Origin of the sequence: Enterobacter sp. GER_MD16_1505_Eko_090 (assembly GCF_003331015.1) — a bacterium.
GTDB classification, from domain to species: domain Bacteria; phylum Pseudomonadota; class Gammaproteobacteria; order Enterobacterales; family Enterobacteriaceae; genus Enterobacter; species Enterobacter roggenkampii.
This window is the reverse complement of sequence record NZ_PUQF01000003.1, coordinates 1-23,457: the sequence shown is the minus strand read 5'-3', so window position 1 is coordinate 23,457 and position 23,457 is coordinate 1. Positions and strand designations below refer to the sequence as shown.

Sequence of the window (23,457 nt, the reverse complement as noted above, 5' to 3'; positions counted from 1 at the left end):
GAACAAAAGTTAATATAAATCAAAAACTCAAACGGCAGTATCAGTATGGTTGATGGCAGTTCACTTTTTTACTCCAGCTACCATTCTAGTTGGTGTAGTCAGCAGGCGCTGCCGCTTCAGTATGGGCGGCAGCGATCCACAGCTTTCTAATTAACGAGTCTTAATCATGGAAAATACCTTATTACAGGCCAACGCGACGCTGCCACAGTACGATCGCGACAGCCTTAAAGCACGCATCGTTCATTTAGGCTTTGGCGCGTTTCACCGTGCGCATCAGGCAGTGTACGCCGACATCCTCGCCGCGGAACACGGTAGCGACTGGGGATACTGTGAGGTTAACCTGATTGGCGGCGAACAGCAGATTGCCGATCTGAACGCGCAGGATAATCTCTATACCGTGGCGGAAATGTCTGCCGATGCGTGGACCTCCCGCGTGGTTGGCGTGGTAAAAAAGGCGCTGCATGCGCAGGTTGACGGGCTCGAGACCGTCCTGGCCGCGATGTGCGAACCGCAGGTGGCGATTGTGTCGCTGACCATCACCGAGAAAGGGTACTGCCATTCCCCGGCGACCGGGCAGCTGATGCTCGATCACCCTTTTATCGTCGCAGACCTGCAAAACCCGCACCAGCCGAAATCTGCGCCGGGTGTGGTCGTGGAAGCGCTCGCGCGGCGTAAGGCGGCGGGCCTGCCGGCGTTTAGCGTGATGTCCTGCGACAACATGCCGGAGAACGGTCACGTGATGCGCAATGTCACCTGCGCGTACGCCCGTGCGGTAGACGGTGAGCTGGCGGACTGGATCGAATCCCACGTTACTTTCCCGTCAACGATGGTGGATCGCATCGTGCCTGCGGTCACCCCCGACACGCTGAATAAAATTGAACAGCTTACCGGCGTGCGCGATCCGGCGGCGGTGGCCTGTGAACCGTTCCGTCAGTGGGTGATCGAAGATAACTTTGTGGCCGGCCGTCCAGCGTGGGACAAAGCCGGAGCCGAGCTGGTGTCAGACGTGATCCCGTTTGAAGAGATGAAGCTGCGCATGCTTAACGGCAGCCACTCATTCCTGGCGTACCTGGGCTATCTGGCGGGCTATCAGCATATTAACGACTGTATGGAAGATGAAAACTACCGCGTCGCCGCGCACGCGCTGATGCTTAACGAGCAGGCGCCTACGCTGAAGGTCAAAGGCGTCGATTTAGGACGCTATGCCGATCTCCTGATTGCCCGCTACAGCAACCCGGCCCTGCGCCATCGGACCTGGCAAATTGCGATGGACGGCAGCCAGAAGCTTCCGCAGCGCATGCTGGATTCCGTGCGCTGGCACCTGGTGCATCAGAAGCCTTTCCCGCTGCTGGCGCTGGGTGTGGCAGGGTGGATGCGCTATGTCGGCGGCGTGGATGAGCAGGGTAACGCAATTGACGTGAGCGATCCGCAGCTGGCAGTGATTCAGGCGGCGGTGAAGAGCAGTGCGGAAGGGGAAAACCGGGTCAGGGCGCTGCTTGGCATTGAAGCCATCTTTGGCAAGGAGCTACCGCGTGAAGCCGTCTTTGTTGATGCGGTGATGAAGGCGTACCAGACGCTGCTGCAAAAGGGCGCGAAAGCGACCGTGGCGCAGTACGTGTCTCAACGGTAATTCAGCACATGCCGCCGTTCGCGGCGGCATGTCTGCGCACCGTTTAGTGCATGCCCAGGCGAATCAGCTCAATCGGTTCGAACTTACCTTCGCATCCTTCCACTTCAACCGTTTTGCTGCGGCGCACCTGCGCAGCATCCAGCCCGTCGCTGTGGATCGCTTTAATCACGCCAGTTTTGCCTGTGCCGCTAATCATGACGCGGCTGCCGGTGGTGATTGCATTGCGGTTACGGTCGTATGTCATCATGGTATTTTCTCCTCTCTAACCTGTTCGTTACGGCGTTATTTCAGGGTTGCCGTTCACGGGGCATATAAATACGCCTGTCTGCATCAGATGTTTTTGTTTTTGATCAAACTCACACTTTTTTCTTTATTGCGTCGGGCGCTGACGGTTCACGACAGCAATTGACAAAGCAGACCGTTATTTTCATTAATTGATAGTTTCATCAGGGAAGCGTTGAGGGTTGGTTTATATTCCCGATGCCATTCTGGATACAGGAAATAACCCTTTCATCGGAATAAGGAGCCAGGCTTATGTATAAGAAGATTTTGATGCCTGTTGATGTATTTGAAATGGATTTGAGTGACAAAGCGGTTCGCCACGCGGCTAACCTCGCGAAGGCCGAGGGCGCGTCGATTACCCTGGTCAATATTCTGCCGACCAGCAGCCGATCCCTGCTGCGCGGTTTTAACGCCGATATTAAAAAGTTCGAAGAATATATGACTGAGGAATCCGGGAAGAAAATGAACGCCTTAAAAAGGCTGTTCGACATCTCGCCGGAGAAAATTGACAGCCTGGTTCGCTTTGGCAACGTCCGCGATGAAATCATCAAACTGAGCAAGGAAGGGGAATATGACGCGATCGTCATCGGGTCGAAAAATCCGGGCATCACCACCCATCTGCTGGGATCAAATGCGGAATCTATCCTGCGCTACGCCACAATTCCGGTGTTAGTCGTTCGCTAAACCCATCGCCGCGTCCGAAAGGGGGCGGCGTAATATTACTCTTCGCTAAACCACTCGCTATTTTCCTGACGAATCAGCTGCACGGATTCGCTGATTTCCTGCAGATGCAGCGTCATCGCTTTTTCCACGCCGTCCGGGTCGCGTTTTTCCAGCGCGCTGAAAATATCATGATGCTGTCGGAGCAGCATTTCCGGCGGAGAGACGTGATCGAGACTCATATAACGCACGCGGTCGATGGTGGCCTTGATGTTTTCGATGGTGTCCCAGGCCAGCTGGCAATCCGCAATCTGCGCCAGCTTCTGGTGGAATTCATCATCTAGCTGGAAGAAATCATTCAGCTGCTTACGGTCAATCGCAATCCGCTGCTGATGCAGGTTTTGCTCCAGCAGGTAACATTGCTTGTCGTTGATAAGCGTTGCGGCACGGCGCGCCACCGCGCATTCAATGGCCTGGCGAACAAAACAGCCGTTGCGCACCTGAGAGAGTGAAATTTTGTTCACGTAGCTGCCGCGCTGCGGGCGGATCTGAATCAGACCGTTTTCCGCAAGCTTAATAAACGCTTCACGCACCGGCTGACGGGAAACGTCAAAACGCACGGACACCTCTTTTTCAGAAAGCGGCGTTCCCGGTGGGATCAGGCAATGGACAATATCACGTCGCAAAATGCGATAGATTTGCTGGTTTACGGGCTGGGTGGGATTGAGTTGCGATTCAGCGGCCATGAGTTGTCATTTCTCAGAGAGTTAGCCTGAACATACTACCATTCTTTTATAACCCGAAACAGACCCGGCCCGCAGGCCGGGAAGGGCAGCGTTAGCTACGATGGACGCTAAGCCCGGCAAAACTCTGGCTGACCGGCATCATTTCTACGGTATTGATGTTGACGTGTTTTGGCAGCGTCGCCACCCACCAGACCGTTTCGGTGACGTCTTCCGGTGTCAGGGCGTTAGCGTTTTCATAGGTTTTGTCTGCTTTCGCGTCATCGCCTTTAAAACGCACGTTGGAAAACTCGGTGCCGCCCACCAGGCCCGGCTCGATATCGGTGACGCGAATGGCGGTGCCGTGCAGATCGGTACGCAGGTTAAGGCTGAACTGGCGCACAAACGCTTTCGTCGCCCCGTAGACGTTGCCGCCTGCATAGGGCCAGCTTCCGGCGGTGGAGCCGATATTGATAATGTGGCCACGATTGCGCTCAACCATGCCCGGCAGCACCGCGCGGGTCATATAGACCAGCCCTTTGTTGTTGGTGTCGATCATGTTTTCCCAGTCTTCCACGCTGGCTTTGTGTGCCGGCTCCATGCCCAGCGCCAGACCGGCATTGTTGACCAGCACGTCGATGGCGCGCCACTCGGCGGGCAGGTTGGCAATCATCTCTTCAATCGCCGCGCGGTTACGCACGTCCAGCTGCGCGGTCAGGATGCTGTCGCCTAATTCGTCCTTCAGCTCCTGCAGACGTTCCTGACGGCGGCCCGTTGCAATAACCTTGTGCCCGTTGGCGACGAAGCGACGCGTGATGCTTTCACCAAAACCTGCCGTTGCCCCGGTAACTAAAATAATCATCTCACTGTTCCTCAACGCTTTTTGTGTTGTACTAACATAGCACGGCCGCAGAGGGTGCGTTAAGGCAACATTTGTATGACAGCGTTGCAGGGGATGGCGGCCTGGCCTACTCTGGGAGGATACCCGTACTCAGGAGTGAAAGATGACGGCCACGAATCCCTTTTTTGACATCAGCCTGCTGCCTTACCAGGCCCCCCATTTTGATCAGATCAACGACAGCCACTATCGTCCGGCCTTCGATGAAGCCCTTCGCCAGAAGCGTGCGGACATTGACGCGATTGTCGCTCAGGCCGCTGCGCCTGACTTCACGAACACCGTGCTGGCGCTGGAGAAGAGCGGCGCCATGCTCTCGCGTGTCAGCAGCGTGTTCTTCGCCATGACTTCCGCGCACACCAATCCGTTTTTACAGGAGCTGGAAGAACAGTTCTCCACCGAGCTTGCCGCGCTGGCAAACGATATCTGGCTGAATGACGCGCTGTTTGCCCGCGTGGAGAGCGTCTGGCAGGACCGTGCCGCGCTGGACGCCGAATGCCGTCGTCTGGTCGAGGAGCTGTATCAGCGGTTTATTCTGGCCGGTGCGCGTCTGAATGAGACAGAAAAGGCCGAGCTGAAGGCGCTGAATACCGAGGCGGCCTCCCTGACCAGCCAGTTTAACCAGCGTCTGCTGGCTGCCGATAAGACCGGTGGGCTGGTGGTGGATTATGCGCACCAGCTTGACGGGCTCAGCGCAACGGAGATCGCTGACGCGGCGCAGGCTGCCGCGGAGCGAGGGCTAAACGATCGCTGGCTGATCCCGCTTTTGAACACCACCCAGCAGCCCGCGCTTTCCGCGCTGCGCAATCGTCAGACACGCGAAAACCTCTTCAACGCAGGCTGGACGCGTACCCAGAAAGGGGACGAAAACGACACCCGCGCGCTGATTCTTCGTCTGACGGCGCTGCGCGCGCGGCAGGCCCGTCTGCTGGGCTTTGAGGATTACGCTAGCTGGAGCATCGCTGACCAGATGGCGAAAACCCCGGCCGCCGCGCTGGAATTTATGCGCGGCATTGTGCCTGCCGCCCGCGCCCGCGCGGAACGCGAACAGGCCGATATTCAGAAAGTCATCGACGACGAGCAGGGCGGTTTCACCGTGGAGGCCTGGGACTGGGCCTTTTATGCGGAGCGCGTGCGCCAGGCAAAATATGCCCTCGATGAGTCGCAGATCAGGCCCTACTTTGCGCTCAATACCGTGCTGCAGGATGGCGTATTCTGGGCTGCCAGCCAGCTGTTTGGCATTCGCTTCGTCGAGCGCTTCGATATCCCGGTGTATCACCCGGACGTCCGCGTATGGGAAATTTTCGACCACACCGGCGAAGGCATGGCGCTGTTTTACGGTGACTTCTTTGCCCGTGATTCCAAACAGGGCGGGGCATGGATGGGGAATTTCGTCGAGCAATCCTTCGAGTTTGCTGCCCGTCCGGTGATCTACAACGTCTGTAACTACCAGAAACCGGCGAATGGCGGTATCGCGCTTCTCTCCTGGGATGACGTAATAACCCTGTTCCACGAGTTTGGCCATACGCTGCACGGTCTCTTTGCCAGCCAGCGTTTCGCCACCCTTTCCGGCACCAATACGCCGCGTGATTTCGTCGAGTTCCCGTCGCAAATCAACGAGCACTGGGCCAGCCATCCTCAGGTGTTTACCCACTATGCGCGCCATTACGAAACCGGCGAACCGATGCCGGACGCGCTGCGGGAAAGCATGCTCAACGCGACCCATTTCAACAAGGGTTATGACATGACGGAGCTGCTGGCTGCCGCGCTGCTGGACATGAACTGGCACGGCATCAGCGAGGCCGTTTCGAGCGTGGAGGATTTTGAAGCGGCAGCGTTGAAGAAAGAGGGGCTGGATCTGCCCGCCGTTCCGCCGCGCTACCGCAGCAGCTATTTTGCCCATATCTTCGGCGGCGGCTACGCGGCGGGGTATTACGCCTACCTGTGGACGCAGATGCTGGCGGACGATGGCTACCAGTGGTTTGTCGAGCAGGGCGGGTTGACGCGTGAAAACGGGCAAAAATTCCGCGAGGCCATTTTGTCGCGCGGGAACAGCACAGATTTAGCCGAACTGTATCGCAACTGGCGCGGGCACGATCCGAAGATTGAGCCGATGCTGGATAACCGCGGGTTGAGTTCGTAAGGGCTTTTCAGGCTCTAAGCAGAACCGGGCGCGGTGCCCGGTTTTTGCCCGATTTTTTCTTCCCCAAAACTCCTCCAAAATGCCTCCCCAAAATGAATTCTTAAATTCTGCGAAATTTGCAGGGGGATACGGTCCAATTATTCACGTAGCTACACCTTCACTTTCACCCATTCGAGTCCGCGATCGTTATGATACTCCGCTGTCATCCTGTCTGATGAGTGACCTAGTAGCTGCCGGGTATTGATGCCTTGCCCCTCGTATAGACGTTCAGATAGAGAACGCTGCTCGTGAAAAGTCGGCATTGTTTTCCCATCCTCTACGGAAATGCCAGTACTATCGATCGCGAGTTTGAAGGAGACGCTAAGGCTGTTCTCGCCAACCTGATCGCCTGCTTTCACATTACCGCTTGAGGTTACGTGATGGAGAAGCCAGGGGCTTACGACCCGATCCCTGCATCGCTTGATCACCTGCGCCAGTGTAATATTCAACATCTCGCAGCGTAGCGAGAGCGGTATAGCCAGTTTCGCCCCGGTCTTTTGCTGCTCAACGTGGATATGACCGTCCAAGACATCAGAGAACTTCATTTTGGCGATATCGCCGCGCCCGGTGACAACTGCCAGAAGCATGGAGTTTTGGACGTAGGGCACCATAGTGGAGGCAGCTTCAAATATCGCCTTCCACATCTCAAGGTTCAGGCACGAACGACTTACCCGGACAACGACTTTTCTTGTGGCTAGCGCCGGGTTATATCCCGGCTCAACTTCGCCTGCGTGCTGCGCTCTTTGAACAGGTCAATCCAGACGCTGCGGAGCGTTTGCGCCATTCGTGTTTGCCTCTGGCTTTATATTCGTCTGTAATAGCTGCCAGCATTTTGGTGGTGACTTCCTGAATGCCAATGTCAGGCATCCTTTCAACCAGTACGTTTGTGCATGTCCTTCTTGATTTAAGCGTATTAATTTTTATCTCTTTATTGCTGAGTCGCTCCTCCTGAATTTTCAGATACCGTTCAATCCATACGCGCATCCGTATCGATTTCTTAGAATTAATCTTCTTATGGCTCACCATATCTATCAGGGCAAACGACTGGGCAGTTTCCTGCTGCGTCAGAAGACGATTCAGTTCAGAGGCGGCAAGTCTGGCCGCCGCCTGATCGGTACCAAAACCGATAAACTGACCGGTTAAAGGGTGCCGATATTGCCAGTAGGTTTTGCTGTTACGCTTATCCAGCTTGCAATAGAGATTTGGTATATTAACCCAGTGATTACGTGGTCTGACCGCCATTAATTACTCTCTCCATAAGCGTCTTAACCGCTTTCGGCATGCGTGGTGGTAGAGCCGGCGATGCGAGCATACCAATGAATTTGGCCTCTTCATCAGTAACCCACCGCCGACCTTGTTTCAGCGCCCTTGGGATTGTTTGTCCTGTTTTAGCAATCTTGTGCAGCGCCGCTCTGGATGGTGGTTGCTTAAAGCCGTTTGGACCGGAAGCCCAATCCTTCAGGCTAACGAGCTGTCCCATGAAAACCTCCATATTGGACTGGATAATGTAAAAACACTCAACTCGCTTGGAATTTCCAGTAATCCACCCACCCATGCGATTCTTATAGAAGCTCTGCCTGGCGTAACATTGGGGTATGTCGAGTGTATCGGTGGCTTCCAAAGTTTGACTATCAAATGTCAAAGGCTTCAGGGTGGAAGAGCACAATGTTACATACAGTATGGTGATGCTTTTATCATTAAATCAGATACAGGCGCTGCATGTCGTTCTGTACGTATGGAGTCAATCGATGTTGGCCTAGTCGAAACAGCAGGATGGCCAACAACTATAACAAATGATGGAATATATGATGCGCACGATGGAGTGGGCATCGCTGATATTCACATTGGAAGTCTTTCAGTAATTAATACTTCTTGGGTATTAATCCCTGCTGCAATTAATGAGGGAGCTACAGGTAATACAACCCAGGTAGCTATCGGAGAATATTTTGCATTACTGGTATACGGAAATTACTTTTCACTCGAAATCGGACAATAATACGTCGACTGGCGTATAGGCTCTCACATCTGCGGTAGCTTATCTGGTGGAATAAAAGTCAATGCTGCTGCACAAAATTGTGGTATCGTTAATGGTTCTGTTACTGGCAGTACAACTCATGGTTATTCTACAGGTGGAAATACAAATTATCACGATACGTTACTTGCTAATGGCAACGGTGGCTATGGTATACAGTATACAGGTGGTGTAGGTTTCAATCCTGGTTTAATCATAGGTTATGGAAATTGCACGGGTAATTTCAGTACTCTACCGAGCGTTGTAAACGGACCTCTACTAAACAATTGGACTAAGGAAACAGATTTCAAGGCCGTACCATTAGGCCGTGAGGTATAGATTTCTGGTTCTTTTGTTCGGGGGATATCGTCAGGAGCAAATATCATTCAACTTGTCCTAAATATGATACCAGAGATTTATACATTAATTCCTGGATTTGGAGTTAGTGCATCCGGTTCCTCTATATTAATAAACCTCTACGTTTCAGCTACTGGTTATCTTGTCTGTGATAACTTTGCAGATTTTGGGGCATTTAAGCCAATAAATTCAATGGAATATACTTGTGTAAATAACTTTACTGCCTCTTCATTATAAGGCCCACCAGCCATCAGTTGACTGGTGGGCTTTGATTATCTCACTCTTTCAAAGGAGTACGATTTAAAGCAAACATTTGTACCATTTTTTGCAAAAAGTCTGACTTCTGCTGAAGGGATGTCAACTGGCAGTGTCACATTGTAGTAGCCATCCAATGCGGATTTGTTTGAAATGTTTATTTTGACATTTGTTATGTAGGAGTAAATATCTAAGATATAATCATCTCCGGTGGCATTAATTTTTAATATGTAATGCCCAGCACCAATATCCTTGTAAGGACCAAATGCAACATAACCAGCATTGCCATTGTTGCATATTTCACCTTTTGAGTTAACATCAAAGGAACTATTTATTTCACCAGCAACTGATTTAATTGATCCAATATCCAAAGCTATAGGTGTACCATAAGTTATCACTATGGTGTCGTATATTTTTTCAACCGCTATCGGATTTCCGTACAAATACTTTATAAGATTTAATTGTTGCTCATTGTCTACAATGAAGAAATTATTGCCATTATTAAAATTAGCAGTCTTGGAAAGCCAAAATGACGCAGTTATTTTTTTTGAATTGGTATCAATGTTGATAGGTCCGATATTAAAAATATGCGCTTTGCTTACTGCTGAAGCATTCCAGAATGTAGCATAACCATTTTGCAGTTTATGTTTATAGAGATAATCCGAGATGGCGCTGTATTTGTCAGTGTTTCTATTGACTTCGAATGTAAAATCTGGCTTGTTTATATAAAATAACGATATTAAAGATGTGATAACGGTCAAGGATATGAAAATATTATTTTTCCTTTCACTAATGTCTAATCTCCTGCAAATTAAAATAGAGCCGAAGACCGTCACAGGGATAAGGTATCTTGTAGTACCAAGGTCTACTGGTTTATCGCTAATAGCATAAGCTGGTATCATTATCATCGCAGCCACTAAGATGGCTATCTCGATTAATGATAACGCACATGACTTCTTCGTTGATTTATATAAAAAATAAAAAAAAGAAGCGCCAACGACAAATTTTAAAGCAGCAAAAAAACCCTCTGGTGAACTTATCAATTTACCAAAAAAGTTAGCATCAAATAGTACAAGAACGCCTTGGAAAAGTAGTGATAAATTGAACGCCAGTTTCTCGTAAGTTACAAAAACTGGCTTCCCGATACCAGGTAGGAAAAAGAAATCTGAAGAACTTGTTAAATGTAATATTGCTTTATAGATAGCGAATGATATTATCAAAGATGCAAATACAAAAACTCTGATTTTGATTTTTTCTTTCGAAAATAAGCAGGCCAATGTCAATGGTACAAAAAGCAGATATGTCGTTATATCATCACTATATACTGTAAGTGAGGATATGAAGATCGCGGGTATAAGGTATTTCTTTTCTTCTGATTTGCAATATTTTTCTAGGAAAATATATGTTATTACGATATAAGAATAGGTTGGAACGTGTATTATTGCTACAGAAAGCATGTAGCTTATCATTGCCCCTGGAACGGCCATGAATAAAAAAATAGGCCAAATATTCCTTATGCTTTTTTTTGTTCCTAAAGCACAACTTGCAGTGACAAGAGATCCTGCCATAATTCCTGGGATTATGTATGTAATCCAAGGTTCGTAACCAAATATTTTTATGGCTAATGCATACCAAATTAAATCTGTAAAATAGAAGTTTACTGTTGAAAGGTACCAACCCTTCAATGTTAAATTTCCATATGCTATATCTGCAGATTCTAAAATCCCGCTCATGCTGTCAGAACTAGGTATGAATTTATGGCTAAATGCTATAAATACATAAGATGTTAATATAAAGACCAGCGTAAGGAGTAATCCTTTTCTTATCATTTTTTTTTGCCTTTTAATAAGTATTTCGGACGTTTTTTTGTCTCAATGTAAATCCTACCAATATATTCACCAAGTACTCCAATTCCAATCAACTGAACCCCGCCTAAAAATAGAATTGAAACGAGAATAGATGGATAACCACGCACAGGATTACCGAACGCCAATGTTTCAACTATCATCCATGCTCCGTAAAGAAATGCCATTCCAGCAACGGCTAAACCGATGTAAGTCCATATACGCAGCGGAAATGTTGAGAAACTTGTTATGCCTTCTAAAGCCAGATTCCACAGTTTCCATCCGTTAAACTTTGATATCCCGGCAATTCGTTCTGCACGGGCATATTCAACAATATCAGTGCGACCGCCTACCCATGATAAAACCCCCTTCATAAAAAGGTTCCTCTCAGGCATTAGTCTGATGTTCTCAACAACTTCACGAGACATCAGGCGAAAGTCGCCGACGTTTTCCTCGATCTGCGGGTCGCTTATTCTGTTATGTAGTTTATAGAACCACTCAGCACTCTTACGCTTCAGTCTGCCATCGGTAGAGCGGTCAGAACGTTTAGCCAGAACCATATCTGCCCCATCCAGCCACTTATTAACCAAGTGGGGTATAACTTCGATAGGGTCCTGCAGATCAACGTCAATCGGGATAATAGCTTCTCCGGTTGCATGATCCAGTCCAGCGAACAGGGCTGGCTCTTTCCCGAAATTGCGGGTGAAGGATAGAGGAACCACAAGAGGATCAGCAATAGCCAGTGCGTTTATAATTGATTCTGTCGCGTCTTTGCTGCCGTCATTAATGAAGACAATTTCGACTTCATGCTGTTTAAGGCCTTCAAACTCACGCACGGTTTTATAGAAGATTGGAATGGCTTCCTCTTCATTAAAGACCGGAACGACCAGAGAAATTTTCATTTCGCATCCCTAAAGACAATGAATTTAGAATAGATGAAACCGCAAACAAGGCTGATTGCGGAAAATACGATTAACGTAATAACAGGTGCCATGCCTGATTTATCTGCCGCCCAGCCCACCGCAGCGCTTAGCGTCCCCATAAACCCTACATACAGCATGTAGCGTAGGGTCGTGGTCGATGACTTGAAGGTGAATCTAGCATTTGCGAAAAAGCTAAATGACACAGCGACAACGAACCCGGCAAAGTTGCCAAGAGCCTGCCCTGTATGAAATGTGTAGATGCATATGGCGAACACAACCCAATGGACGAGCGTGTTGATGACACCTATTGATGTGTACTTGGCGAATAACTTTAACATTATATAAATCAGTGAATTCGGAAAGGTCTGAAGTGTAGCACCTCAAACGCTATTGATCGACATCTTAAATAAATAACACTGTATTTACATACAGCCTTATTCAGAGGTGCATTATGGAGTTTCCATCGTCAGCAGAAGACAAACATGCCGCCTTTGTTGCGGTCAGTGAGACATTCCTTCCTCCATCTGCGAGCATTGTTGAAACGCAGGAGGGCTATGATGTCATTGAGAACGCGTCGGCATTCAAGCGCGGAGACACATTGCTCATCTTGTTTTGCGGCCGCCAGCAGCATGCGTACTGGGCCGGTGGCGCGCTCATCACTGAAGATGGTGAAACTACAGAAGGAGATGCACTCGATGACGTTCGTCTTGTAGGTGTTGTTACGCATACCATTTGCCCAGCTTCTTCAGACGAAAGTCCCTTCATGTAGTATCTAAAGTGAGCAATCGACACTCTGCTTTCTGAAATTTACAAATACCAAAAAACCAATAGCGTTACAGGCTTAGAAACGAAGCGGCGAGGAAGTAGCCGCACAGAAACAAGCGGCCATCTTGATCAGTGCCTCAGTTAAAACTACTGCATATAAAAACAGTGCTCGAGATATTCATCATGGAATTCTTCAGACCGGCAGAGTTACGCGAAATTATTGCTATCCCGCTCTTCAGCGATTTGGTGCAATGCGGGTTCCCAAGCCCGGCTGCTGATTACGTCGAGCTGCGTATCGATCTGAATGAGTTGCTGGTGTCCCATCCCAGCTCGACGTATCTCGTAAAAGCTGCCGGCGACTCGATGATTGAGGCCGGGATCAGCGACGGCGATCTGCTGGTAGTCGACAGCTCGCGCACTGCTGAGCATGGAGACATTGTTATCGCCGCTGTAGAAGGGGAGTCCACTGTTAAACGCCTGCAGCTGCGCCCGACAGTCCAGCTCATTCCGATGAACAGCGCTTACTCGCCGATCATCGTCGGCAGCGAAGATACGCTGGACGTTTTCGGCGTTGTTACTTTCTTCGTGAAATCTGCGAGCTGAGCATGTTTGCACTCTGTGATGTGAATTCGTTCTACGCATCATGAGAGACCGTGCTCAGGCCAGATCTTAGAGGGCGCCCAGTTGTCGTGGTCTCAAATAACGATGGCTGTGTAATCGCACGCAGCGCAGAAGCAAAAGCGGTCGGAATCACTATGGGGGAGCCATTCTTCAAGCAAAAAGAATTGTTCCGGCGCGCTGGTGTTGTTTGCTTCAGCAGTAACTACGAGCTGTACGCAGACATGTCGAACCGTGTGATGACGACGCTGGAGGAAATGAGCCTCCGCGTAGAAATTTACAGCATCGACGAAGCTTTTTGCGATCTAACAGTTGTTCGAAACTGCCGGGATCTGACGGAGTTCGGCAAAGAGATCCGCGCTACGGTCCCGGAACGCACTCATCTGACAGTTGAAGTCGGGATTGCCCAGACAAAGATACTGGCCAAGCTCGCAAACCACGCTTCGAAGAAATGGCAGCGGCAGACTGGCGGGGTGGTTGATTTATCCAATATCGATCGCCAGCGCCGACTCCTTGCCCTGGTACCACTAGAGGACGTTTGGGGCGTCGGCAGGCGCATCAGCAAGAAGCTTAACGCCATGGGCATCAAAAAGGCTCTGGACCTCTCAGAACAGAGTACGTGGATTATTAGGAAGCACTTTAACGTTGTACTCGAGCGAACCGTCCGGGAGTTACGCGGCGAGCCCTGTCTGGATCTGGAGGAGTTTGCACCAGCAAAGCTGAAAATTGTCTGCAGTCGGTCGTTTGGCGAGCGGGTCACAGATTATGAGCAAATGAGGCAGGCCATTTGAAGCTATGCGGCGCGTGGTGCCGAAAAGCTTCACGGCGAGCATCAGTATTGCCGCTTTGTTTCTGCATTCGTGAAAACCTCTCCCTTTGCGCTTAATGAGCCATATTACGGCAACAGCGCTTCAATGAAGCTTCTCACCCCCACCCAAAATTCCCGCGACGTCATCAACGCCGCGGTAAAGTGCCTGGACAAAATTTGGAAGGATGGTCACCGCTATCAAAAGGCTGGCATTATGCTGGGCGACTTCTTCAGCTAGGGTGTGGCCCAGCTCAGCCTGTTCGATGAGAACGCGCCGCGGGCCGGAAGCGATAAGTTGATGGAAGTTCTCGATCACCTGAACGCTAAAGATGGAAAAGGCACACTCAACTTTGCCGGACAGGGCATACAGCAGCAGTGGCAGATGAAGCCGGAAATGCTTTCGCCGCGGTATACGACACGTTACTCAGATTTGTTGAGAGTTAGGTAGTTAGTGTAACGACCAAGTGGGCTGGTTACTAAATTCATTACAGCCTGTTTATTAACCACATATGTTGTTTTATAAAACGGGTCCAGTACATGAAAATTGTTACGCTCGCAGAATGATTTTAAATGTTCATTCTCAACATTTTCTAAAATCACATCGGGTCAAGGATTCATGTGGCAACATAGTTTAAGAAAACTTTTAAACCATCCCTTCCCCCGGATCTCAGCAGGCAACCGCACGGTGCAAATCGAAAGACAAAACCCGTTATATTTATTGGTGTAGGGCCTTAAGAACGCCAATTGATTTTTGTCATACAACTCTACGCCATGGCGGTACTCCGATGAGTTATGTCCATTATCCAGAATTTCATTCAGCCAGCGCCTCAGTTGCTGTTCGATGGTTGGAGAAGTGTTATTGATCCAATCCAAAAGTTCCTTGTTTGTCATTCTATAGCCCTAATAGTTTCAATTTATCGGCATTATAAGCTCATGGCTTTGATTACGTACATTCCCTACAGCGCGCGTCACGGCATGCCAGGTAAACTTGTCGGTTGGCACAGCACCGTCGGCTGCAATCTCCACAGCTTCTTTCCCGCCTATATCCTGCCGCATCCATTCCCGGGCCGCTTCTGGAGAAAGAACCAGTGGCCGGCGATCGTGAATGTCGACCAGTCATTTGTCAGCCGCAGACGTCACTATCAAGAAACCCTCTGCTTCATCACCACGTTCGAAAGGCGTGCTACCGATCGCCGCCATAAATATTGGCTGTCCGTCGGAGCGGTGAATGAAGTAGGGTTGTTTCTTGTCGCCTTCCGAACCACCGATCGGCAAAGCATATCGCCCGGCCGTGTTGTCATAACGATTTAAACATGCGGCTTGTGGCCGCAGTCTCAATGCTGGGGTTAATCAGTGGTGCTTTGTCCCACCGCCCGGGGGCATGGGACCAGAGGACCGGATCGAGATGCAGCTGCTCATCGCGTTTGCTTAACAGCAGAACTTTGGTTCCAGGCGCAACGTTGTACCGGCCAATAGATTCCGGGTCATAGGCAATGTCGCGATCGGCTTCATCGGCCAGGTAAGCCAGATATTCTTCACGGGTTTGGGCTTGTGCAAAACGTCCACACATAGAAACCTCCAGTCAGTCAGACTGAAAGTATAGGGCAGGGAGAAAAAGAGGTGCGCACCGAAACATTAAGATTATGAAACAGGGACATGATGGAAGTCAGGCAGACGGTAAAGCGTGTCGTTGAGAAACTGGAAGGAGCTACGCAATGTTAAAGTGTTAGGCTATTTACGTTCCGAAGCGTTTGTCGTGCATTAATTGAGCGAAATGCGAATTTTTAGAGTGGGTGAAGGGGCATTTTTGAGGGAGATTCTTCCTCAAAACGATACGCAACCTACTGAATAGCATGAGGTTCTATTAGGAGCGAAAATGGTGCAAATCAATGCCTTGATTACAAGTTAATTTATTGTTTATAAAGAATAAAAAAGATATATGGATAGTATGCTTTGCCTATATTTTTGGCGGCGGCTACGCGGCGGGGTATTACGCCTACCTGTGGACGCAGATGCTCGCTGACGATGGCTATCAGTGGTTTGTCGAGCAGGGCGGGTTGACTCGCGAAAATGGACAGAAATTCCGCGAGGCGATTTTGTCGCGCGGGAACAGTACTGATTTAGCTGAACTTTACCGGAACTGGCGCGGGCACGATCCGAAGATTGAGCCGATGCTGGATAACCGCGGATTGAGCGAATAGAGTCAATGCCGTATGAAAAAAGAACCGGGCTTTACGCCCGGTTTTTTATACGCCTGTAACCGTTTCAGCATAAAAACTAAGATTATGTTCTTTATAAATAAAACCGGCGAGGTTAAAGGTCACTCCCTCCGGGAGATGTATTTAACCGAATTCAGGCTGTAAGAGAGCTAATAATTTGATCTGGATTGTAAAAATCAAATGTTCTTTAAGCTTAAGGGTTTTAACTATAAATTTTTATTATTCTTTGCCGATAAATAAAGGTGGCATAAAAATTGACGTATTAGCAGTATAAGAAGGCGAATGATGACCCTACCTCTGAACAATCCCGGTTTTACGGATGCCGAGCCTTCTAAGGGGCTGATAAATAAAACCTTTACCTATATAGTGACATTGTTGATAAGTATTTTCATTGCGGCAATAATTTCCCTGCTATTAATAAAAAATAATGTTAATAAAATCAGCGATAAGCACGATGAATTTTTGTTAAGGAAAGCCCTGGATTCCCGCCAGGAAAGCATGCGAAGTCACTTGAAAGATAATGCTGAATGGGGAGATGCCTACAAACATCTTCATTTGAACACTGACGTTCACTGGGCATGGGATAAGCAGAACCTGGGTAAGTCCCTGTATGACAACTTTGGCTACGAAGGGGTGTTTATTCTCTCCCCGGAAGGAACCACGCGATACAGCGTGCTTGACGGGAAACTGAAGCTTCAGGATCTCGGGCGCTGGTTAGATAAATCAACCAAGGAGCGATTACTCCGTGAGGTGAGCGTTAACAATGGATTGCCGGTTTCTATACTCACACTTATCGATTCCATTCCAGCCATTGTTTCTGCTGAATGGATAACAACGGGCGATGACGCGAGCGTGCAACCCTTGCCGGGGAAACCGTCGATAATGGTGTTTGTAGACAAGTTAACGGCTAAAAAACTCCTCGCGATTGGGCAGGATGCCGGTATTAAAAATGTTCGTACGTCACCTGATGCAGTCACTTCTCAAATAAACAATCAAACAGAATTTACCTTAAGCACCCAGAATGGTGATGTGCAAATTATCTGGGACGGTGAAAACCCCGGCCAGGCGTTGATTATTTATTTTTTACCATTACTCATTCTTTCAGTTATTCTGACGGTATCGATGACGGTTATTCTCATGCGCCATATTATGCAGAAGGCGAGAATGCTTGACGAAAATACCTTTCTCCTCGAGCAGGCGCGGTTGAATCTTATCACCAGTGAAAAACGATTCCGGGACGTCAGTGAAACAACCAGCGACTGGTTCTGGGAAACAGATTTATCGTTAAAGATAACCTGGCTTTCAGGTCGTTTTTCTACAGTAACGGGATATGAAAATAGCAAATGGATAGGCCGCAGGCTGGATGAGCTCTTTCCTTCTACAACCGGATTATTACAAGACTGTGTGAGGTTCAGGGAATTAACTGAACGCTTTGAATTTAAGAGCTGTCCTTATATTCATGCGCAACAATCTACGGCCTATTGCACGCTTCTGGCAAAGCTTTCTGCTCAGCCTGATGGAACGGTGGTCTTGCGAGGCGCGGCAACCGACGTTTCTCTGGAAGTTGAAGCAACTAAACGGGTGGAGTTCCTGTCACGTCATGATGAATTAACCGGTCTGCCGAACCGCTATCATATTAAGGAATTTCTGGCAGGCCAGTTGGCTAAAGAAGACCTTAACCATTATCCCTTTGCCATGATTTGCCTCGATTTAGACAAGTTTAAACCCGTCAATGATATTTTTGGGCACTCCACGGGGGATGCGCTGCTTGGCGAGGTCGCTCTACGTCTTAAAAATTGCGTTCGTCGAGGTGATTTTGTCGCACGGCAGGGAGGGGATGAATTTATGCTTCTCCTCGGCAACACTAGCCAGCAAGAACAGATTGAGGAGGTGTGTCGTCGTATCGTGCAAGAACTTAACCGTCCTTTCGCCATTGAGGGCAATGATGTGGCGATAGGCGTAAGCATGGGCATTGCGCTGGCTCCCCGGGATAGCAGCAGCGCAAACGATCTTCTACGCTATGCGGATATTGCGCTGTATCAGGCGAAACAATCCGGTAGAAACCGATGGGTCTATTATCGCCCGGATATGTCGGAAAAGTTGACCGAACGCAGGAAACTGGAATTAGAACTCAAGACCGCGATTCGCGAAGAACAGCTCTACCTGGTTTACCAGCCGCGTTATAACCTCCGGTATTCTACTATTGATGCCGTCGAAGCGCTGGTGCGCTGGCAGCACCCGGCTCGGGGGACCATAATGCCCGATCAGTTTATTCCGCTGGCAGAAGAAACCGGGCTGATTATTAGCCTGAGCAACTGGGTCATACGCAAAGCCTGTACGGAGACGAAAGACAAATTGCCGGGATTATCGGTCTCCGTCAATATTTCTGCTATCGAATTCCAGGCAAGCGATCTTGCCGAAAGAATAAAAGAGATCCTTCACGAAACGGGGCTTGAACCCAACCGGCTGGAAATTGAAGTGACTGAAAACGTTACGCTTTCCGACCCGGAAAAAACCTTGCAGACCATGAAGGCTCTCAAAAAAATGGGCGTCCGTATTTTGATTGACGATTTCGGTACCGGCTATGCCTCTCTGAGCTATCTCCGGAAGTTTCAGTTTGATGGACTCAAGCTCGACAAGAGTTTTATTTTTACCCTGGCCGATTCGCCGCAGAACCAGTCAGTCGTAGAAAAAATTATCGATCTGGGTAAGGCCTATTCAATGGCGGTCACTGCAGAAGGGGTGGAGACCACCGAACAGCTCTCTTTTCTTAAAAAAAATAGATGTGATGAAGTTCAGGGCTACTTGCTTGGAAAACCGGCTTCCATTACGGAATTAAATTTAAACGCAAACAGAATAGATCTTTAAAGTGTGCTTCCATCAGCTTCACACGCTTTACGCCGGGAAGTGAAAATGAAAAACCGGGCTTCTCGCCCGGTTTTTTGTCATCTGCTATCTGACCGTATACTGAGACGCAAGCGCGTTCTATCTAACGACCAGCACAGGGCATTTCGCATGCCGCACCACTGCCGCAGCGTTCGAACCCAACAGATACGTCGATATGTCAGGTTTGTGGGAGGCAATGATAATCAGGTCGGCGCCGATTGTGTCAGCGAGCTTAAGGATTTGATCCTTAGGCGATCCCGTCACGGCGTGAGTCTGTATCTTATCTGCAGGAATTTTGAATTGCTTAACAATCTCATCCAGTTTCGCTAAAGCAGCGTGCTGGAATTCTTTTATCTTCGGCATTTCCACGGAGTAGGCCAAACCTAACGATGAATAATAGGGAAGCGATGGAATAACAGTGAGAAAGTGGACCTTGGCCGTGTTAAGTGCGGTGTGCGCCTGAACGAACGGGATAACCATGTGCGTCAGGCTATCCTCGGAAATGTCAATAGGAACCAAAATTGAGTTGTACATGTGTCCCTCCTGAGTGTTTTTCACACAACTCAAGGTAGATCGTTAATTTCAGCAAAACAGAGAGCAGGGTGTCATAACGGGTACAAATTTCTGTTCTGTGGTTTTCGTACAATCGACCTTGCCTGTCATTGCGTCGTGACTATGTCCATTCTCGCGTCCTGGGCGAGCTGGCGTACAGCCTTAATCGGCGCATGTCCCATTTTATGGGCAGCGAGCAGCTTAGCTTTACGACGGAATGATGAAACGTCTGGCTAAAACCAGCACCTCTTTATGAAATGCGCCGCATTAGCGGAGCAGCTATTTGCCCATATTTTGGGCGGGAGCTGCGCGGCAGGGTGTGACTCCTGTCTGTGGACGAAGATGCCAGGGATGATGGTTGGCTGGGGTTTGTCGAACAGAGCGGCTTTGTATTACACCTGGCGCGGGCACGTTCCGAAGTTTGAACCGATGCTGGAGAATTGCGGATTCAGTACATAAAGTCACCGTAGCAAATAACAAAACCGGACCCAGAGCCCGGTTTTCGCAACGGCTATTCGAATTCAGAATGAATAAATTGCCTGACCTGAAGTATCGAATTCAGGTTAAGTTTTTGCCCAATATTATTGGTGTAGGTATAGACAGTTTTGGGGGACAGGTAAATTTTTCTTGCAGCAGCCACCGTGTCATCAGTATCCAGAAGGGCGAAAAGTGTCTTTTTCTCCTGTTCTGAAAGCATGCTCAGACTTCTGCAGCGCGCGATGTGGTTCAACGCATATTCTGATGAATACGTCCGACCGCCCGTAAGCTGCTTTCGAAACTCCATAAAGCATGATTTCCTGTAGATTGTCACAAGCGGTTCGAGAACTCTTGAACTGACATCCTTGCCACCGATGAAGATCATTTCATGCTTTTCAGTGAGTTTCTTTCTTTTCAGTAGGTTGAAAATGGCGCCCAGGCTTCTGAATGATTCAATATCTACGACGCAAACCTTTCTGCCGGGGGACGCTTGCTGAAGGATGACAGACAGCGCTTTATTCAAAAAAACATCTTTCGTCAAAATCATGTGAGGCATAAACATAACCAGAACATTTCAGAACACAGTGAAAAGGGGCCCTAAGGCCCCTGTGGAACATCAGAATCCGATACGGATACCTGCCACACCCTGGATCGGTGTTTCGATTTGGCTGCCTTGACGATAATTAGCCTCACCGTACAAGGTTACGTCTTTACCAACGTTGACCGATGCACCCAGACCGTATTTACCTGATGTGCCTTTGACGTTGTTATCAAAGCGATTGCGCTCATTGATCGTGACTTCGTTTGAGTTAGCAAACTCCTGCACCACCGCAGCTGACAGATAAGGTTTGAATTCAGTCGAACCCAGACTGAACTTACCGGAAAGCTTCGCACCGGATTCACCCGTAACAGAACGTGGAGTGCCCGTGTTGCCTTTCATGCCGTTGCTGAGTTTCACATCCTCACTAGTCATCTGAACAAATGCCAGGCGCGCATAAGGCGTGATGCTTACGTCATCTTTGAGATCAAACTGATAACCACCTTCAACGGCTGTGCTGAGTGCATACTGCGTCCAGTCACCGCCGGTTCTACCTCCGTTAGTCATAACCGCTCTCAGTTTGTTGTTAAGACGGTTACCTTTCACAACACCATCAGCGTAGAACCCGCTGGCGTCAAACCACGTGGCATACAGGCCGAGGCCGTAGCTGTCGATTTTGCTTGTGCCGCCGCGGGCATGCTTCACTTTGTTATCGCTAAAGGACATGAATGCGCCAGTGACGAGGCTGCCGCCCGCAAAGTCTGTCCTGGTGTCAGCGCCGATCTCCATACCGTTCTGGCTAAGCTGATAGGCTGCGCCATTGCTTGTATCAATGTCACTTTTACTGCCGAGGTAGTGTCCCCATACGTTGCTTTCTGGTCCGGTTTTATCCAGACCCGCGCGATACGTGCGCAGGCCATCCAGCTCGGAATGGACGACGTTCAGACCTGCATTGGACATGGCCAGAATGGCATCAGTTGCAGGGGTGGTCATTGGCTTCTTACCGCCATTTCCGTTACCTCCTGCGTTGCCGTTGTCACCGCTGCCAGGGTTCTCACCGCCCGGGTTCTCACCGCCCGGGTTCTCGCCGCCCGGATTCTCACCGCCAGGGTTCTCACCGCCCGGGTTCTCGCCGCCCGGATTCTCACCGCCCGGGTTCTCACCGCCCGGGTTCTCGCCGCCCGGGTTCTCACCGCCCGGGTTCTCACCACCCGGATTCTCGCCACCCGGATTCTCGCCGCCCGGGTTCTCGCCGCCACTCCCCATGGCCCCCAGATACCAGACGTTACCGCCGGTGAGGCCGTCCTTATCCTGCTGGCTGTACAGGGTGTACATATACGTACCGCCATCCACGAATCGGGTGCTTCGGCCGGACGCCGTGACCATTTCAAAGTCAATGTCACCGCCCTTCTCATGAATCAGATTCAGCGTCAGGTCATCGTGGTTCGATATTTCCTTACCGGAATCATTAACGGCAAGACCGAACTGGCCTGAGCCCTGTTCTATAGTGACGAAGTTGCCGGCTTTATCAGCCAGCGAGGTGTTCAGGAGGAAGTTCCCGGTTCCGTTCAGCTCCGTAATCGTCAGCTTCGCGAACTCACCGTCGCTGTTGCGCAGGAAGTTGACATTTCCGCCGTCCATAGTGAGCATCCCGACCTGAACTGTGTTCTGGCCGGATGTGGCAGCGGAAAGGTCATTGACAGAGAGGGTGCCCCCGGAGATGTTGACGTTCGTTGCGATAGCGCCAGCGTCCATCAGCAGTTCACCACCGGTGCTCAATTTGGTTTCGCCGTTGGCCACTGCGCCGGTCATCAGCCAGGACTTGCCGCCGTTGATAGTGGTGTCTGTGGTAGTGCCGCCACCGGAAACATACTGATTTCCACCGTTATTGATGGTAGTTGAGGTTGCCGAACCGCCACTGGATATATGTTGTTTGCCGCCTTTGAAGATGGTAGTAGAAGTAGCTGAGCCTCCATTGAAAATGAGCTGTTCACCACCGCTATAAATGTCAGTAGAGGTGGCCGAGCCTGAATAGGATATTTGCTGAGAACCACCGCTATTGACGGTTGTCGAGGTGACAGTCCCTTCTCTGGAGACACGTTGACTGCCACTGCTAATGATGGTGGAGATGGCAGAGCCAGAGTTCTCAACGTACTGAACACCACCGTTGATGGTTGTGGAGGTTGCCGTACCTCCCAGGGAGATAATCTGAGTGCTATCGTTTATGATGGTATCCGTTGCTGTACCACCATTTATGACAAGCTGAGCGGCGTCATTGAGGGTTGTCGAGGTAACAGAGCCACCATCAACGGTCTGACCGCCAAGGCCTCCAGCGTAAAAGGTCGTGGCAGTGGCCGAACCGCCACTGGAGACAACCTGACTGCCGCTGATGATGGTCGTAGAAATGGCCGCACCGCCACTGGAAATGTGCTGATAACCACCTTCATTGACAATTGTCGAGGTTGCCGTGCCACCACTGTAAACATGCTGATAACCAAAGTCATTGATGGTGGTAGATGTAGCCGAGCCACCATTGAATATGACCTGTTCTCCCCGGCTGTAGATAGTCGTGGAGGTGGCCTCACCGCCACTGGAGACTACTTGAGAACCACCGCTGTTGATGATTATTGAGGTAGCCGAGCCACCGTCGAAAATGAACTGTTCACCACCGATGTTAATAGTGGTGTCAGTGGCCGATCCACCACTGGAGATGGACTGTCTGCTAAAGTTGCCGATGGTAGTTCCGGTTGCCAATCGTAAGCGTCGTCTGAGTACCGTCTGGTCCCGAATCCAGGATCCTGTAACTTAAGCACCCACTTATTTTGCAGGTGGA

17 protein-coding genes and 3 pseudogenes are annotated in these 23,457 nt (G+C 49.7%); 9 read left to right on the top strand and 11 right to left on the bottom strand.

The window, feature by feature from the left end; all coding sequences use genetic code 11:
• The first annotated feature begins 166 nt into the window (after nucleotides 1–166).
• Nucleotides 167–1,630 (top strand): mannitol dehydrogenase family protein, encoded by a 1,464-nt coding sequence (locus C6A40_RS04120; RefSeq protein ID WP_045335969.1) that lies wholly within the window; start codon nucleotides 167–169, stop codon nucleotides 1,628–1,630.
• 43 nt (nucleotides 1,631–1,673) lie between these two features.
• Here the strand turns inward: C6A40_RS04120 and ydfZ are convergent, their stop codons facing one another.
• Nucleotides 1,674–1,877, bottom strand: a complete 204-nt coding sequence (gene ydfZ, locus C6A40_RS04115; RefSeq protein ID WP_014883679.1) for a putative selenium delivery protein YdfZ — start codon at nucleotides 1,875–1,877, stop codon at nucleotides 1,674–1,676.
• A 287-nt stretch (nucleotides 1,878–2,164) separates the two neighbouring features.
• On the opposite strand from ydfZ, the gene C6A40_RS04110 reads away from it, so the two are divergent.
• The gene (locus tag C6A40_RS04110; RefSeq protein WP_023327349.1) at nucleotides 2,165–2,596 is read left to right on the top strand and encodes a universal stress protein; all 432 of its coding nucleotides are present in this window, start codon (nucleotides 2,165–2,167) and stop codon (nucleotides 2,594–2,596) included.
• Between the two features lie 35 nt (nucleotides 2,597–2,631).
• Here C6A40_RS04110 and C6A40_RS04105 read toward each other — a convergent pair whose 3' ends face one another.
• Both C6A40_RS04105 and ydfG read right to left on the bottom strand, forming a co-directional pair.
• The gene (locus C6A40_RS04105; RefSeq protein ID WP_008502405.1) at nucleotides 2,632–3,318 is read right to left on the bottom strand and encodes a GntR family transcriptional regulator; all 687 of its coding nucleotides are present in this window, start codon (nucleotides 3,316–3,318) and stop codon (nucleotides 2,632–2,634) included.
• Nucleotides 3,319–3,409: 91 nt separating this feature from the next.
• Nucleotides 3,410–4,156 (bottom strand): bifunctional NADP-dependent 3-hydroxy acid dehydrogenase/3-hydroxypropionate dehydrogenase YdfG, encoded by a 747-nt coding sequence (ydfG, locus tag C6A40_RS04100; RefSeq protein WP_021241307.1) that lies wholly within the window; start codon nucleotides 4,154–4,156, stop codon nucleotides 3,410–3,412.
• A 142-nt stretch (nucleotides 4,157–4,298) separates the two neighbouring features.
• Here ydfG and dcp point away from each other — a divergent pair, with 142 nt between their 5' ends.
• A complete protein-coding gene (dcp, locus tag C6A40_RS04095) occupies nucleotides 4,299–6,332 on the top strand; it encodes a peptidyl-dipeptidase Dcp (protein ID WP_045335966.1) in 2,034 nt (677 codons plus the stop codon).
• Between the two features lie 149 nt (nucleotides 6,333–6,481).
• On the opposite strand, the pseudogene C6A40_RS04090 reads toward dcp, so the two are convergent.
• Nucleotides 6,482–7,613 (bottom strand): annotated as a pseudogene (locus C6A40_RS04090) (phage integrase Arm DNA-binding domain-containing protein).
• A 181-nt stretch (nucleotides 7,614–7,794) separates the two neighbouring features.
• Here C6A40_RS04090 and C6A40_RS25075 point away from each other — a divergent pair.
• Nucleotides 7,795–8,367: a hypothetical protein gene (locus tag C6A40_RS25075; protein WP_165472807.1), complete on the top strand. Its 573-nt coding sequence runs from the start codon at nucleotides 7,795–7,797 to the stop codon at nucleotides 8,365–8,367.
• Between the two features lie 644 nt (nucleotides 8,368–9,011).
• Here C6A40_RS25075 and C6A40_RS04080 read toward each other — a convergent pair.
• Genes C6A40_RS04080 through C6A40_RS04070 form a run of 3 tightly spaced genes read right to left on the bottom strand, consistent with a single transcriptional unit; the run spans nucleotide 9,012 to nucleotide 12,099 of the window.
• Nucleotides 9,012–10,823 carry a hypothetical protein gene (locus tag C6A40_RS04080; protein ID WP_045335964.1) on the bottom strand — a complete coding sequence of 604 codons (1,812 nt, stop codon included), beginning with the start codon at nucleotides 10,821–10,823 and terminating at the stop codon, nucleotides 9,012–9,014.
• A complete protein-coding gene (locus C6A40_RS04075) occupies nucleotides 10,820–11,740 on the bottom strand; it encodes a glycosyltransferase family 2 protein (protein ID WP_045335962.1) in 921 nt (306 codons plus the stop codon). Before C6A40_RS04075 ends, C6A40_RS04080 begins: the two co-directional genes overlap by 4 nt.
• Nucleotides 11,737–12,099, bottom strand: coding sequence for a GtrA family protein (locus C6A40_RS04070; protein ID WP_045335960.1), 363 nt, complete (start codon nucleotides 12,097–12,099; stop codon nucleotides 11,737–11,739). The genes C6A40_RS04075 and C6A40_RS04070 overlap by 4 nt, the downstream gene beginning before the upstream one ends.
• Before the next feature lie 113 nt (nucleotides 12,100–12,212).
• Here C6A40_RS04070 and C6A40_RS25070 point away from each other — a divergent pair, with 113 nt between their 5' ends.
• From C6A40_RS25070 to C6A40_RS04055, 3 genes and pseudogenes are all read left to right on the top strand, one after another.
• The gene (locus C6A40_RS25070; protein WP_065366009.1) at nucleotides 12,213–12,530 is read left to right on the top strand and encodes a hypothetical protein; all 318 of its coding nucleotides are present in this window, start codon (nucleotides 12,213–12,215) and stop codon (nucleotides 12,528–12,530) included.
• 179 nt (nucleotides 12,531–12,709) lie between these two features.
• On the top strand, nucleotides 12,710–13,129 hold the full coding sequence (locus C6A40_RS04060; RefSeq protein ID WP_045335958.1) for a translesion error-prone DNA polymerase V autoproteolytic subunit: 420 nt from the start codon (nucleotides 12,710–12,712) through the stop codon (nucleotides 13,127–13,129).
• A gap of 50 nt (nucleotides 13,130–13,179) precedes the next feature.
• Nucleotides 13,180–14,400: pseudogene (locus C6A40_RS04055) on the top strand (Y-family DNA polymerase).
• A gap of 461 nt (nucleotides 14,401–14,861) precedes the next feature.
• On the opposite strand, the pseudogene C6A40_RS24995 reads toward C6A40_RS04055, so the two are convergent.
• Nucleotides 14,862–15,522: pseudogene (locus C6A40_RS24995) on the bottom strand (SOS response-associated peptidase).
• 343 nt (nucleotides 15,523–15,865) lie between these two features.
• On the opposite strand from C6A40_RS24995, the gene C6A40_RS04035 reads away from it, so the two are divergent.
• Both C6A40_RS04035 and C6A40_RS04030 read left to right on the top strand, forming a co-directional pair.
• Nucleotides 15,866–16,153 carry a M3 family metallopeptidase gene (locus C6A40_RS04035; RefSeq protein ID WP_045335956.1) on the top strand — a complete coding sequence of 96 codons (288 nt, stop codon included), beginning with the start codon at nucleotides 15,866–15,868 and terminating at the stop codon, nucleotides 16,151–16,153.
• 303 nt (nucleotides 16,154–16,456) lie between these two features.
• The gene (locus C6A40_RS04030) at nucleotides 16,457–19,039 is read left to right on the top strand and encodes a bifunctional diguanylate cyclase/phosphodiesterase (RefSeq protein WP_045335954.1); all 2,583 of its coding nucleotides are present in this window, start codon (nucleotides 16,457–16,459) and stop codon (nucleotides 19,037–19,039) included.
• Between the two features lie 117 nt (nucleotides 19,040–19,156).
• Here the strand turns inward: C6A40_RS04030 and uspF are convergent, their stop codons facing one another.
• The 3 genes from uspF to C6A40_RS04015 form a co-directional block, all read right to left on the bottom strand.
• Entirely contained in the window at nucleotides 19,157–19,591 is a 435-nt protein-coding gene (uspF, locus tag C6A40_RS04025) for a universal stress protein UspF (protein ID WP_045335951.1), read from the bottom strand.
• A gap of 529 nt (nucleotides 19,592–20,120) precedes the next feature.
• Nucleotides 20,121–20,642: a helix-turn-helix transcriptional regulator gene (locus C6A40_RS04020; protein WP_021241313.1), complete on the bottom strand. Its 522-nt coding sequence runs from the start codon at nucleotides 20,640–20,642 to the stop codon at nucleotides 20,121–20,123.
• 60 nt (nucleotides 20,643–20,702) lie between these two features.
• A complete protein-coding gene (locus tag C6A40_RS04015) occupies nucleotides 20,703–23,378 on the bottom strand; it encodes an autotransporter outer membrane beta-barrel domain-containing protein (protein WP_114191240.1) in 2,676 nt (891 codons plus the stop codon).
• Nucleotides 23,379–23,457 lie beyond the last annotated feature (79 nt).